Here is a 14031-nt window from a genome sequence, read left to right on the forward strand (position 1 = left end):
ATCCCGAAACTGCGACACGCCTATGACAGGCAGCGGAATTGCAATGTCTTATGAAGGACGCACTTATTCTGTAGTTTCATTGCGCGAAGGCTGGTAGGCGTGGGCGGAGACCATGGCTGATACGACATATATCCCGTCCGGGCGCGATCAGAACGTGAGCCGGCAACGCGCCCGCGCAGCCGGATTGCGCTTACCCGGCCAACCGGGGCCGCTGAACGCCATAACGGACGTATCAGGGGTTGAAGTCGGATTTAATACAATCGTTCGTGGCGATGACCTTCCGGTGCGCACGGGCGTCACCGCGGTGCTGCCGCGCCCGATCGCGCAGGTGGTGGACCCGGTGTGGGCGGGCTTCTTCTCGCAGAACGGCAGCGGCGAGATGACCGGCACCCATTGGATTCGCGAGGCCGGCTGGCTCTCCGGCCCGATCACCATCACCAACACTTTTTCGGTCGGCCTCGCCCACCACGCCACCGTGCGCTGGATGTGCCGCCGCTTCCGCGACAAATTGGAGCATGAAAGCTGGGTGATGCCGGTGGCGGCGGAAACCTTCGACGGCTATCTGAACGACATCGTCGGCCAGCACGTCACCGAGGACGACGTGATCGCGGCCATCGAATCGGCCCGCTCCGGCCCGCTCGAGGAGGGCAATGTGGGCGGCGGCACGGGCATGATCTGCTACGGCTTCAAGGGCGGCACCGGCACCGCGTCCCGTGTCGTGCGCACACCCGCCGGCACCTTCACCGTGGGCGTGCTGGTGCAGGCGAATCACGGCATCCGCCCGTGGCTCCAGGTGCTCGGCCTGCCGGTCGGCGCTCATCTGCCGGACCCGCGCGGCATCAATCGCGAGAGCGGCTCCATCATCGGCATCATCGCCACCGACGCGCCGCTCTACCCGACCCAGCTGGAGCGCCTCGCACGGCGTGGCGGGCTCGGCATCGCGCGCGGCGGCACCCCCTCGGGCAATGCCTCGGGCGACATGTTCGTCGCCTTCTCCACCGCCGGCGGGCCGGGGCCGCTGCCGGAAAAGCCCCTCTCCACCCTGGAATGGCACGCCAATGAGAGCCTCGATCCGCTGCTGCTGGCGGTGGTGGAGGGCATCGAGGAAGCGGTGTTGAACGCGATGCTCATGGCGCAGACCATGACCGGCCGCGTCGGCACCATCGCCGCCCTCGACCCGTCAGACCTCTTCGCCGCCATGGACAAGGCTGCCGGCGACTGGCGGGCGTGAGGGGGCTGCGGGCCTGAGGCGTTGCGGTCACGGCGTTTTGGGCACCGCCGGACATTTGTATCCGTCGAAAAGCTCCATGGCCATCGGGGCCACATAGGTCAGCCGATCGCCGCGACGCGCGCCGTAAATATCATACAAGAGCCCGAGCATGAGATCGGCGACGCGGTCAAAGTCCCCAGTGGGTTGCGAAATGACCAGAAGCTTCTGAAAATTTCCCTCTGAACTGTCGGTGTCGAACCCCGCCGCCTCGAGGATCGCAAGGTTGCTCATCCGCACCTCGTCCCGCGCCTCGCCTTTCTTCACGCCGTAGAATCCGGATGCCGCCTCGCACAGCATCTGCTTGTTATCCTCCAGCAGCAGGCATTGCACATATTGCTGGTTCCCGCCCTTCACCGATGCGACGACAAATCGGTCCAGCTTTTGCCGCTGGAGGTAGGTCATGAAGAGGCGGTGCGTGATCTGACAGTGGTTCTCGGCGATGAATTTCGCCCGCCCGTCCGCCGCCATGGCCGACGGCACAAGAAAGGCCAGCCAGACGCAGGCCGCCACAAGCCGCACCAGAGTCTTCGCCACATTCGCACGCATGATCAGCCCCCGCCGCATCGCCGCAGAAGCTTAAGCTGCGCGCGAAAGTTGCGTAAGGGGAAGCGAGCCAGCACGGCTGCAACCAAAGAGCACAGGCCGACCGGCGCTGCCGCGTCACATGCGGTCGAACATGAGATTCGCGCTCTGGTCCGAATTCAGCACGAAGCCGCCCGGCCGCACCCACAGGCTGAACAGCCAGGCGGAATTCCACGGCGAAATGAGCCACCGCCCGTGCAGATCCCCGGCATCCGGCACCGCGCGGAACAGATCGCCGTCGCAGGCGACGAGGCGCGCCCGGCAGACGCCATAAGGCGAAGCGAGCGCGATGCGCAAGGCGCCCGCGTCTCCCGTCACCTCCGCGTCGAGCGCCACGTCGCGCGCCCGGTAGCGGCCGCGCGGATCGGCGACGTGTGCATCCGGGCGGGCGGGCACGAAGCGCGCGGCGCGGCCCCAGCGCGCGGCGTGCAGCCCCTCGCCCGCCTGCGCCAGCAAGGCGAGCGGCGGCAGCGCCATCTGCGGCGCGGCCCAATCTCCGTCGCCCGGTACCTGTTCCGCCAGCACCAGCGGCGCCGGTCCCATGCTGGTGGTGAGCGTCGCGCCCTCGGCGTCGGCCGCAAGCTCCAGCACCCGCCCGCCACCCTCTTCCCGCCACAGCCCGCCCATGGCGCGCAGCGGCGCCAGCGCTTCCTCGGGCAGGCGCGCGGCGGACGGGCGGCGCAGCAGGATGTCGAGCACCTGCCGCACCAAAGCGAACACCGGCAGATCCTCGCGATTGGCGATCAGCACGACGCCGAGATCGGCCGCGGGAAAGCGCACGGATTCCGAGCGCGCCCCCACCACCGAGCCGCCATGGCCGATGCCCATCATGCCGCCATGCAGCGTGCGCACGAGGCCGAGCCCATAGGGCGATGGCGCGCCCGTGGAGAGCCGTGCGCCGCGCTCCATTTCGGCGATGATCGGATCGCCCGCCAGATGCCCGGCGCGCAAATGCTTCTGCCAGCGCACCATGTCGGCGAGGGTGGAGACGAGCCCGCCTTCCCCGCCCAGGGCCGCGAGCGAGGTGCCGCGCAGAAAGCCGCCCGCTCCGTCCCGGCGATAATGGCTGGCGAGACGCGGTGTCCATTCATCATCCCGCCGCAGCAAACGGGTGTCGGCCATGCCGAGCGGGCCGGTGACATATTGCGCCAGCAGCTCCTCGAACGGCGCACCGGAGGCCGCCTCCACCACGTCGGTGAGCAGGAGGAAATTGCTGTTGGAATAGAGCAGGTCCGCGTCCTCTTCGGCCGCGACGCCGGGGCTCATGGCGATCACCTGCCGTTCCAGTTGGCGCGAGACCGGGCCGAGGGCGTTCACGCCGCCCAGCACCATCAGGTCCAGCAGATCGCGCAGGCCGCTGGTGTTGGCGGCGAGGCTGCGCAGGCGCAATTGGCGCCAGGCGGACGGCACCCAGGTGACATGATCGCCCACCGCATCGTCGAGCGAAAGCTTGCCCGCGCGTGCCAATTGGAGCGCGAGATAGACCGCGAACTGCTTGCTCTGGGAGCCCACGCGCAGCACGCTCGCGCCATGAAGCGGCACGTTCTGGGCCAGATCCGCGCGGCCATAGGCCTCCTCAAGCACGCTCTCCCCGCCACTCAACACCGCTAGCACGGCACCCGGCGCATCGTCTTGAATGCGGTCGCGAAACAGGCGATGGATCTGCGCCATCTGGTCCATATCGGGGGGGCTCATCGGCGGTCCGTCCCTGCGCGCGCACCCGCGCCGGAGCGGCAGCGCGTGGCCCTCCCGGCGGCAATGAAAAGGAAGGCGGGGCGGTGATCGAACTTTACCTGCTCGCCCTCGACCGGCTTGGCCCGCAGGAGGACGCGCGCTTCGCCGCCGTGCTGGACGCGGAGGAATGCGCCCGGGCGGCGCGCCTGCGCTTTGCGCGCGACCGCACCGCCTTTATCGCCGCCCACGCGCTTGCGCGCTTCGCCCTCAGCCGCCGCCGCCCCGCCGTCGCGCCGGCCGCATGGCGCTTTCATGCGCCGCCGCTCGGCAAGCCCGTCGCCCATGCCGAAGGCGGCGCGGGCGTCAGCTTCAGCCTCTCCCACACCGCCGGGCTGGTGGCGGTGGTGGTGGGCGAAGCGGCCCCGCTGGGTGTCGATGTGGAAGCCATCGTGCCGGCCACCGCGACGCTGGATCTCGCCACCGCCTTCTGCGCGCCGGCCGAGCATGCGGCCCTCGCCGCGCTCGCGGACGAAGAGGCCCGCACCCAACGCTTCTTCACCTTGTGGACCCTGAAGGAAAGCCTGCTCAAAGCGGCCGGCCTCGGCCTGTCTCAGGCGCCACAGACGGTGGAGTTTGCGTTCGATCCCTTGGCGGTGACGCAGCTTTCCGGCGCCGCGTCGGGCGACTGGCATGTGTGGAGCGGCCGCGCCCCGCCCGGCCATTGCCTGGCGGTCTGCGCAGGCGGCGAAGCGCGGCCGCATCTCGCCGCCTATACGGTCGGCGACGGCGCGGCGCTGGCGGCGGACGCCACTTTGCCGGATGCCGCGCTGGCGGACGCATCGCTGGCGCTCAGCACCTGCCGCAGCAGGGCCAGCACCGTGTGAACATGGGGCGGGTGGAACATGGAATAATGATCCCCGCCCACCTCGTGCAGCACGAAAGCTCCCCGCGTCGCCGCCCGGAACCCCGCCCCGCCCGCGCGCGGCACCGCCTCCGCCGCCTCGATGCACAGGATCGGCGCCGAGAGCGGCGCGCCCGGCCGATGGGCGCGGGCGATCATCTGATTATGGGCCGCGAGGCGCTCGATGCGGGCGAAATCCTGAGCCGGCAATTGCTCCATGATGGCGAGCACCCGTCCCCAATAGGGCTTGGTGCGCAATTGCGCGAAGGTGAAGGCGGCGGGCGGCGTCGCGCCCTTCTCCGGGGCTCTCTCCTCCGGCGCCGCATCGAGCAGGACCAGGGTGACCGCCCGCCCGCGCGCTTCCAGCAGCCGCGCGGTCTCAAGCGCGAAATGCGCGCCCAGCGACCAGCCCACGAGCCGAAGCGGATGGGCGCTTTCCACGGGCAATATCTGCGCCGCGAACAGCGCCGCCGCCGCCGTAAGGCTCGGCGCGAACGGCATGTCGGCGTCAAAGCCCGGCGCTTGCAGGCCGTAGCAGGCGACATCGCAATCGAGCGGCTCGGTGAGGTCGCGATAGAGGGTGGATGTGCCAAGCGCGGGTGGGAAGAAGAAGGCCACGGGCGCGCCCGGCGTGCCCGCGCTCAGCTTCAGCAGCGGCATCGGCGCCCCATCGCCCTGCGGGCACTCCAGATAAGCTGCGAGCGCGCGGATGGTGGGATGGTCGAACAGGCTGCGCAAGGTGAGCTGGCGCCCGAGCGCCGCCTTGGCCTTCGAGACCAGGGCGATGGCTTTCAGGCTATGGCCGCCGAGGGCGAAGAAGTCCTCCTCCAGCCCCACCGCATCCAGGAACAGTACCTCTTTCCAGATCTTGCGCAAGCCCTCCTCCAGGGCGCTGCCCGGCACATCCGCGCGGGCCGCGGTGGCGGGAGCGCGCCAATGGTCCTCCAGCGCCTTGCGGTCGAGCTTGCCATTGGCGGTCATGGGAAAGCGCGAGACGGGAAAGAAGCGGCTCGGCACCATGGCCGGCGGCAGGCGGGTGGCGAGCGCGGCGCGCAACGCCCCGGCATCGCCACCGGCGCCCTCGGCGAGGATCACATAAGCGAACAATTCCGCCGTCCCGCTGCGCGCATCCACCACCGCCGCCGCATCGGCGATCTGCGGCAGCGCGCGCAAGGCGGCCTCCACTTCCTTCAGCGAGACGCGATAGCCGCGGATCTTCACCTGGTCGTCCATGCGGCCGAGGAATTCCAGCTGCCCATCGGGGAGCCAGCGCACCTTGTCGCCGGTGCGGTAGACCGGGAGGTCGCCGGAGGCCGGTTCACCCATGACGGACAGGCGGGTGAAGCGCGCGGCATCCGGGGGCGAGGCGTTCACATAGCCTTGCGCGAGCCCGGTGCCGCCCACCAGCAATTCGCCCGCCACCCCTTGGGGCACCGGCCGCAGGCTGTGGTCGCACACGAACGCGCGGGCGCCCGCGATCGGCCGGCCGATGCGCTGCGGGCCCTCCCCCGCGCAGGCGAGATCGTCCAGCGGTCCGCTGACGCAGCCGATGGTGGTCTCGGTCGGCCCATAATGATTGGCCAGCGACACGTGCGGCGCGAGGCGCTGAAGCTGCTGGAGATCGGCGAAATTCTGCGCCTCCCCGCCCAGCAGGATGAGCCGCAGGTCCCGCGCGCCGACGAAGGCCTCGGCGCTGCCCGGCGTCGCCATCAGCATGGCGAGATAGGAGGGGGTGAGCTTCAGCAGCGTGAGCCGATGGGCGCCGAGCAGCGCCAGCACCTGTTCGGGATCGCGCCGCGCGTCCTCGTCGAGCAGCGAGAGGCAGCAGCCGCCCAGCAGCGCGCCGAAGACGGCGGTATAGCCGAGATCGAACGCCGGAGAGGTGAGCAGCGCCGTGCGGAGGGGAAACTGCGGCCCGCAACGCTGCACCAGCCAGGACACATAGGCCAAAAGCGCCCCATGGCCGATCCGCACGCCCTTGGGCTGGCCGGTGGTGCCCGAGGTGTAGATGACATAAGCCGTGGGATCGACCGGCAGCGGCGGCAGGTCGGCGCATCCGACCTCCCCTTCCGCGCCCCGCGCCTGCGCCAGCTCTTCCTCCAGCGACAGCAGCGCGACGCCGTCCGGCAGATTCGGCAGGCGCTCCGGCGCCGTGCTCAGGACGAGGCGCGCGTCGCAATCGGCGAGAATATGGGCGAGCCGCGCCGGCGGGCTCGGCAGGTCGAGAGGCACATAGGGCACGCCCAGCAGCAGGCAGGCCAGCATGGCCGTCGCCAACCCCTCCCCCGCATCGGCATGCAGCGCGACCGGCGTGGACGCAATGGCGCCAAGGCCCGCGAGCCGCAGGGCGAGGTGGCGCGCCTGACGCTCCAGCGCGGCGTGGGAAATGATTCTGTCGCCGATCCGCAAGGCCGGCGCCGCGCCCTCCCGCGCGACAAGGGCAGCCCGCGCCGCGCGCAGCGTTTCCGCCGGGGCCGGCAAGGCTCCGCCATCGCCCCACGCCATCACCCGGGCGTGCTCGGCAGCGTCGAGCAAGGTCAAATCCTCCACCGCCCGCTGCGGCGCATCCGCCACCTGCTGCGCCAGCACCTCCAGCCACGCGGCAAGGCGCGCCACTTGGTCCGGATTCACAACGTCGGCATTGAAGGTGAAGGCGATCTTCAGTTCCGCGCCCGGCAGGGCGACCACGCCGAAATCATAATTGGAGGTCTGGTAGACGCTGACATCCTCGATGGCGACGCCCGGCGCCAGCTCCTGCGCCGCGCCCTGGAATCGGTCCTCCAGCGGATAATTCTCGAACACGAAATAATGGCCGATCAGCCCCTGGCGCAGGGGGCTCGCGGCCTGGATGTCGGCCAGCGCGCAATGCACGTTTTCCAGCCAGTCCATGCGCTCGGCCTGGGCGCGGCGCAGGAAGGCGGAAACGCTCTCGCCCGCCTTCAGGCGCACCCGCAGCGGCAGCATGCCGATGCACGGGCCGAGGATCGCGTCCGCGCCCTCCATGTCCGGCGGACGGGTGGAGGCCATGGCGCCGAACACCACGTCGGCGCGATCCTCCACCTTGGCGAGCAGCAGGCCCCAGAGCGCCTGGATCAGCGAATTGAAGGTGGCCCCGCTCGCCTGCGCCCGCGCAGTGAGGCGGCGCGTGAGGTCGGCGGAAAAGCCCGCCGTGTGGGTGCGCATGTCGCGCCCGGTGCCGAGCGCCCGCGCCCGCGCGGCCGGCAGCGGCAAGGCGGTGTCGGCGCCGGCGAGATAATCGCGCCAATAGCCGAGCCCGGCCCGCTCGCGCCGCGCCAGCGAGGCTTTCACGAAGGCGCTGAACGGCACCGGGCGCGGCAGCTCCGGTTCCGCGCCGCGCGCATACGCCTGATAGGCCCGCGTCAGCTCGTCTTGCAGAATGCCGATGCACCAGCCGTCCATCAGGATGTGATGGAAGGAGAACACCACGCGGGCGGTGTCGCGCGTCTCCACCAGCACGCCGACGCGCAGCAGCACGTCGCGCTGAAGATCGAACGGCGTCTCGCGCTGCGCCTTGGCATAGGCCTCCACCCGCGCCGCGCGGTCCTGCGGCGGCAAGGCGGAGAGATCGACGATGTCGCAGGCAAACGGCCGCGCCTTCAGCACGATCTGCAGCGCGCGATCGCCCCCCGTGAGGCGGAACACGGTGCGCAGCATGTCGTGCCGCGCCACCACCACAGCGAAGGCACGATCGAAGGCGGCGACATCCAGCGGGCCGCGTATGGAAAAGCGCATCTGCTGGAAATAGCTGCGCTGCCCGTCGCCGCCGGCCTCGCGCTCCAGCAGATCATGAAAGGCGATGCCCTCCTGGAACGCGGTCAGCGGATAGATATCCTTGATATTGTCGCGGCTGATCATGAGCGATCCCGATTGCGCCTTCAGAATTTATAGGTGATCCCGCCACCAATGATGTGTTCGTCGAAATTCTGCGAATTGTCCGACGTGATCTGGTGGTTGAACTTGTAACCGTATTCGACGGTGGTGTGATCGTTCCACACATATTGGCAGCCGATTGAATAGACCCACTCGTCATATTCGATCGGAAGCTGGATCGCTTCCTGGACGATATATTGAACCCGCGCCTCGATCAGGGTCTTGGGATCATATTGTTTGCGTAAAGCAACGTCATAGGTATTGATGAAGATGCCGGGCGTGCCGGGATAGACCAGTTCAGATGCAAGCCGGCTCCAATTGAGCTCGGTGCTCCAGCTGGCGTCCATCTGCCATTTCAGCTTGGCATAGCCCACCAGGGTGCTGACGATGGCGAAGCGCGGATCGGCATAATCCTGCATCAGATAGCCGAGCTGGCCTGAAATGTTCAGCGCGGGAGTGAAGGCATAGGCAAAGCCCAGCGCCGCCAGATAGCCCAGCGAATTGCGATCATACAGATCGGTCATGGTGTAAATGGTGCGGTCGAGCGCCACCAGCGCGTAGAGCTTGTCGGTCTTGTTGAAATTATAGCCGATTTTGCTGATCTGGTTGAAATCGGCCAGTTCATAGAGGCTGTTCGTGGCGCTTGATCCTATGCTCTGGGAATAGAACTGGCTGTCCTTCATCGAGACCGCAATCTCGCCGAACCAGGGGCCCTGGTCGTAATCCAGCCCGGTCTTATATTGCTGCTTGGTGATGGTGTTGAGCGCTTTGGGAACGGCGCCCAGCGCGGCATTGGAGACCGCCTGCTGTGTCGCCTTATAGCTGGAATTGGAGGTCCAATATTCGTTGATCTTGCCGAAAGCGGAAGGGTTGAACAGATATTCCTTCTTCACCAGCGTGTCGTGCAGGACATAATTCGTATAGCGATAGGAAGCCGCCAGCGCCCCGCCGTAATTGCCCGCGTCATATTTGATATTGATCGCGGGCGCCGCCACGAGGCCAAGATCGCCGTTGGACGGCGGCGGCAGCTCCAGCACATTGGTGGAATACAGGCTGTCGAAGGAGATCTGCGGCGCCACCACCAGCGCCCCGCCGAGATAGCGAAAGCCGGTGGTGGGCGTCACTTCGGGCACCTTCAGCGCCCGCACCGGCGTCGTGGTGCCGGTGTCCTGGTTGTTCTCCTGCGGCGCATTGGTGGGCAGATTGTCCGCCGCGACGCTCGACGCAATGCCGGCAAACAAAAACAGCAATGCGAGGGCCGCAATCAGGATCGGGCGGAAGGACATCGGGCGCAGGTCCCGACGTCTGGACCGCCCCGCGCTCACGGTGCGCGACCCTGGCCGGCCGGCGGCGGCTCCTTCGGCGAAAACCAGGCCGCCCAGGTGGCGAACAGATCGCGCGCGCCGCCGAGGCCGAGCGGACTGTTGACCAATTGCGCCGCGTGCGGCTGCACCACGGGGTCAGGCCGCTCACCGCTGGTGAGCGAGGGTGTGCCGGGCGGAACCGCGCCGGGCAACACCGCCCCGGGCCGCAATTGCGGCGGTCCGCCCTGCTGGCCGGTCGGCGGCGGCGCGGCGGGCACCGGCCTTCCGGTGGCGAGCGCCGCGTCGGTCGCCTCCTGACGCACCAGGGGGGCGATGGATTGCGGCAGAAGGCCGTTCTCATACGCCCTGGTATAAGCGGAAAGGTCGCTGGACCACGCGCCCTGCGGCAGGATCGCACCGCTGCCGCCCGGCGGGCGCTGGCCGAGATCCGGCCGCGAGACATCCAGCGATCCGGACAGCGCCGCCGAGGGTGCGGGGCGATTGTAGTCCGCCGTGGCCGCGGCGGAATGGCGCGCGCCTACCGCGCCGATGGCGCCCAATCCCAGCCCCGGCGCCTGCCCCTGCGTCTGCTGCTGCGGCGGCGGGGACGGGGTCGCCGAATCGCCGGTATTGAGGATCAGCGGCAGCCCGTTATTGCCGCCCACCACCACGGTCTTGGCGTTGGGCGAGGTGGCGAGCAGGACGGTGGCCTCGATACCGCGCCATTTCAGATAATTCTCCGAAATGCCGGACTGCACCGTCTCCTGGAATTTCCGGATGCCTTCCGCCTCGATATATTTGCGGTCGGATTCAAAATGCTCACGCTCGACGCGATATTGCATTTCCTGCACCAATTGTTCCTGCTCGATCTTGCTCTGGATGGCGGCGACGATGCGCGGCGGCAGGGCCACGTCACGCACCAGCACGTCGGTCAGGATGATCAGGCAATCCTGCCAATTTCCATTGGCATTCTCGACCGCAACATCCTGCTGGGAGCAGATATAATTCCTCACCCCCGGATCGACCACCGCGCGATACACCCGCTGCATCATGTTTTCGCGCGTCGGCCCGTAATAATCGCGCACGGCGAACATGGCGAATTCCCGTCGGGTCGCGGCATTCACCTCGGGCAGAAGCAGCGTCTCGGCATAGCTCGGGCCGAGCACGGAATTGAGATGCGGCAGGAATTTCTGGTTCAGGAACCAGCGATAGGTGATCGAAATGGAGATGTTCAGCCCGTCGGAGGTGATCGCCACGATGTCCACGTTGCGGGCCTGAAGGCGCAGGTCATAGATATAGACGATGTCCCACGGCCATTTGATGGTGACGCCGCTGGGAATGGAGAAACGCAGCTCCGTGCCGCCGAACCGGCGCCATAACACGCCGCCCGAGCCCACCGGCACGTTGACGATCATGTAGGGCGCCAGGAACACCACGAACACGAGCGCGACCAGCAGAATAAGGGCGATGCGCCGCCGCAGCCGCCCCCAGCGGCCCGGCCCGTCCCGGCCGGCCCCCTCTTCGACATCGCCCCGCAAGGGCGCGCCGTATCCGATCGGGGGCTCTCCCAGCCTGTCGCTCATGGATTTACGCACTCATGCTTGGAACTTGGCCGACTTGAAATTGGCCGCCTTGGAACTTGGCCGCCTTGGAACTTGGCCGAGCGACGATGCCGCCGCATGCGCCTAATAGCGCGGCAATTTGACGGTGGTGTTGCGGTCGCCGTTCGATCCGACGATCACGAGGATCATCAGCCCGACCAGCGGGGAGAGCGCGATCGACAAGATGAAATAGAGAAAGAAGCCGCCGCGCAGGCCGATGCCGAGAAAGCCCACCAGCAGGCTCAGCAACAAATAGATCATGATGGCCATGGCACTCGCCCCTCACGAACAAGCATCAAGAACAATGCGCGACGGCAGGGCATGGCCGCTGCGCGGCCTTCCGGTCGCGCGACCGGAACCCGCGCCGCCGGACCCGCGCCGGAACGCAGCACGGCCCCGCCCCTCGCGGTGCGCGGGGCGGGCCGAATCGCAGCGACGCGGCGCGTAGGCGCGCCGCGTCGGCCGCGCGTCTCACATGACCGGGGCGACCGGGGTGCCGGCGGGCACTTCGGCGGCCGGCTCGGCGACCACAACGTCCTTCTTGCGGCCGCGCATGGCATCGCCCGCGTTGGACAGCAGGGTGGAGGTGTCGGCGCGGGCCTTTTCAAACTCCTGCACGAAATAGGCGCGCATCTTTTCCGGCTCGAAGTCGAGCAGCGTGCCGCCGGCCTCGAAATGCTGGGTGAACACGCGGCCGAGCGCGATGGTGGCGGCGGCGGAGAGCGCCGGCATCACGGCGGCGCCGAGCAGGGTGCCGATGAAGGGCACGGACTTGGCGATGCTGCCGAGGCCGCCCGTGGTCATCACGGCCGGGATGCCGCCGCCGAGCACGGACGCCGCAACGGCGCGGATACGCTCGCGGGAGAACGGCAGGTCATAGACCTTCGCAAGCTCGCCGATCATGGTGTACTGGATGCCCGCCACGCCGGCCACATCCACCACCGGGAGCGGGATCAGGCCCATGCCGGCCGCCCAGAGCGCGTGCGACCGCACGATCTTCTCGGCCTTGTCCTGGTTGGAGACGAGCGGGTTGGAGGCGAGCGGGGCGGACGCCACGGGGCTGTCCACATGCGATTCGTGGTCGTTCTGCACATCGGAAACCATGGGTCATCCTCACGCGGTTGGATAACGAACATTTCGCGACCGGACCTGCGCACCCCCGACGCAGCTTGGTGCCCCGCGGACAGCGCGACGCGACCAACCTTGCTGCGACCGGGCTCGGCCTGCCCGACACGGTTACAACCCTGATTATGCGTTCCGATTTTCAACAATCGGAATTTCGTATTGAAGCTTTGCCTGCGGCTTGCCGCCGGCTTTCGCAAAGCCGCGCACCCGCAGGACCCATCCCGGACACCCTCACGCCTGAAGCCACATATGGCGGCCCGGCGCGCGATGCGGCGGGAAACTGACATAAGCGGTTCGGGAAGTCCACATGCTTCACGTATTTGGTTCTCTGCATTAATATACACATGCCCTTGTCGCTCGAATATGTAAGCAAAAGTGCATGTTTTTGTCATACCACTGACATCGAGCTACGACACTTCTTCCGCGCTGAAGGATGATTAATCTACGTGGCGGGGGTCTAGAGGGTTTGTAAAGCCACGGGTTCACGCTTTACGGGCGGGAACCGGACGCGCGAGCAGCACGCGGGCCCGCGAATCCACCCGCGAGCGACAGCCCCCCTGGGACGGCTGCGTCTGGGGAAACGGCAAATATGTCCCGGCCGGCGTCGGGGGCTTGGCCGGCCGCAGCCCGAAGGTCGGCTGGGAAGTATTTTCCTCACGAGACATTACTACTTTTAGTTGTTTAAATTCCGATGCTCTCGCGACCATGCAGGTGCCGGCCTTTGCGCACGGGCCCCGGTCGCCTTGATGAGGAACAGCGTCATGAACGGCCTTGGTCACGCCACGCCGTCCTACGGCCCCGCCGCCCGTTCCGCCGGCTACGCCGCCCGTCCCCCCGGCTGCGCCTCCTGGCCGGAGGCCCGCGACGCCCAAAGCCGCAAATGGCTGCCTTATGCGGAAACCGGCACCGCGCAGTCCCATCGCCTGTTCTGCCTGCCCTTCGCCGGCGGCGGAGCAAGCAGCTTCATGGGGTTGCGGCGCAATGCCCCAGCCTGGCTCGATGTGCAGCCGGTTCAATTGCCGGGGCGCGAGAGCCGCACGGCGGAACCCCCGCTGCGCAGCGTCGAGGATGTGGTGACCGCCCTTGTGGAGGCGCTGCGTCCCTGGCTCGACCGGCCGTTCGCCCTGCTCGGCTATTCGCTCGGCGCGCGAATTGCCCGCGCCCTGATCTTGCGGTTGCGGCGCGAGGACCTGCCGCTGCCGCACATCCTGTTCCTCGCCGCCCATCGCGCGCCCAACGCGCCGAGCCGCCGGCCGCCGCTGCACATGCTGCCCTCGGACGCCTTCTGGGCACGCCTCGCCGCCTATAACGGAACGCCCTCCGAGGTGCTGGCGAATCAGGAATTGCGCGATCTGCTGGAACCCATGCTGCGGGCTGATTTCGAGATGGCCGAGGGCGCCATGCCGGCGGCCACGCCCCTGCCCTGCCCGGTGGTGGCCTTCGCCGGCACCGAGGACCCCTTCGCCGGGCCACAGGACATGGCCGGTTGGGCCCTGGAAACGCGTGGCGATTTCGAGCTTGTCACGGTGGAAGGCGCGCATTTCTTCCTGCGCACCAACGCCCGCTGCTTCATGGACCACGTCTTCTCCCGCGCCGCCCGCCGCCTGCTGCCCCAACCCGTGGCAGCCTGAACCGTCCCAGCCTGAGCCGAGCGGGACGCCCGAGGGGCGCCCCCTTGTCCGC

General features: G+C 67.9%; 10 protein-coding genes. 3 read left to right on the forward strand and 7 right to left on the reverse strand.

Annotated features, from left to right (window positions below; all coding sequences use genetic code 11):
• Positions 1-112: 112 nt before the first annotated feature.
• Positions 113-1231, forward strand: a complete 1119-nt coding sequence (locus tag V5G24_RS18175) for a DmpA family aminopeptidase (RefSeq protein WP_394080424.1) — start codon at positions 113-115, stop codon at positions 1229-1231.
• Between the two features lie 27 nt (positions 1232-1258).
• Here the strand turns inward: V5G24_RS18175 and V5G24_RS18180 are convergent, their stop codons facing one another.
• Positions 1259-1816 (reverse strand): TY-Chap domain-containing protein, encoded by a 558-nt coding sequence (locus V5G24_RS18180; RefSeq protein ID WP_394080422.1) that lies wholly within the window; start codon positions 1814-1816, stop codon positions 1259-1261.
• 114 nt (positions 1817-1930) lie between these two features.
• Positions 1931-3547 carry a serine hydrolase domain-containing protein gene (locus V5G24_RS18185; protein ID WP_394080420.1) on the reverse strand — a complete coding sequence of 539 codons (1617 nt, stop codon included), beginning with the start codon at positions 3545-3547 and terminating at the stop codon, positions 1931-1933.
• 83 nt (positions 3548-3630) lie between these two features.
• On the opposite strand from V5G24_RS18185, the gene V5G24_RS18190 reads away from it, so the two are divergent.
• Positions 3631-4410: a 4'-phosphopantetheinyl transferase family protein gene (locus V5G24_RS18190; RefSeq protein ID WP_394080418.1), complete on the forward strand. Its 780-nt coding sequence runs from the start codon at positions 3631-3633 to the stop codon at positions 4408-4410.
• Here V5G24_RS18190 and V5G24_RS18195 read toward each other — a convergent pair.
• The 5 genes from V5G24_RS18195 to V5G24_RS18215 form a co-directional block, all read right to left on the reverse strand.
• Positions 4296-8303: a non-ribosomal peptide synthetase gene (locus V5G24_RS18195; protein WP_394080416.1), complete on the reverse strand. Its 4008-nt coding sequence runs from the start codon at positions 8301-8303 to the stop codon at positions 4296-4298. The two genes, V5G24_RS18190 and V5G24_RS18195, sit on opposite strands and share 115 nt — an antisense overlap.
• A 20-nt stretch (positions 8304-8323) precedes the next feature.
• A complete protein-coding gene (locus V5G24_RS18200) occupies positions 8324-9604 on the reverse strand; it encodes an outer membrane beta-barrel protein (RefSeq protein WP_394080414.1) in 1281 nt (426 codons plus the stop codon).
• A 35-nt stretch (positions 9605-9639) separates the two neighbouring features.
• A complete protein-coding gene (locus V5G24_RS18205; protein ID WP_394080412.1) occupies positions 9640-11205 on the reverse strand; it encodes a prohibitin family protein in 1566 nt (521 codons plus the stop codon).
• A 102-nt stretch (positions 11206-11307) separates the two neighbouring features.
• Positions 11308-11493, reverse strand: coding sequence for a hypothetical protein (locus tag V5G24_RS18210; protein ID WP_394041549.1), 186 nt, complete (start codon positions 11491-11493; stop codon positions 11308-11310).
• Between the two features lie 201 nt (positions 11494-11694).
• On the reverse strand, positions 11695-12327 hold the full coding sequence (locus V5G24_RS18215) for a YcjF family protein (protein ID WP_394080410.1): 633 nt from the start codon (positions 12325-12327) through the stop codon (positions 11695-11697).
• Positions 12328-13109: 782 nt separating this feature from the next.
• On the opposite strand from V5G24_RS18215, the gene V5G24_RS18220 reads away from it, so the two are divergent.
• Entirely contained in the window at positions 13110-13979 is an 870-nt protein-coding gene (locus V5G24_RS18220; protein WP_394080408.1) for a thioesterase II family protein, read from the forward strand.
• Positions 13980-14031 lie beyond the last annotated feature (52 nt).

Source organism: Roseixanthobacter finlandensis (assembly GCF_043195105.2).
Classification (GTDB): Bacteria; Pseudomonadota; Alphaproteobacteria; order Rhizobiales; family Xanthobacteraceae; genus NCEH01.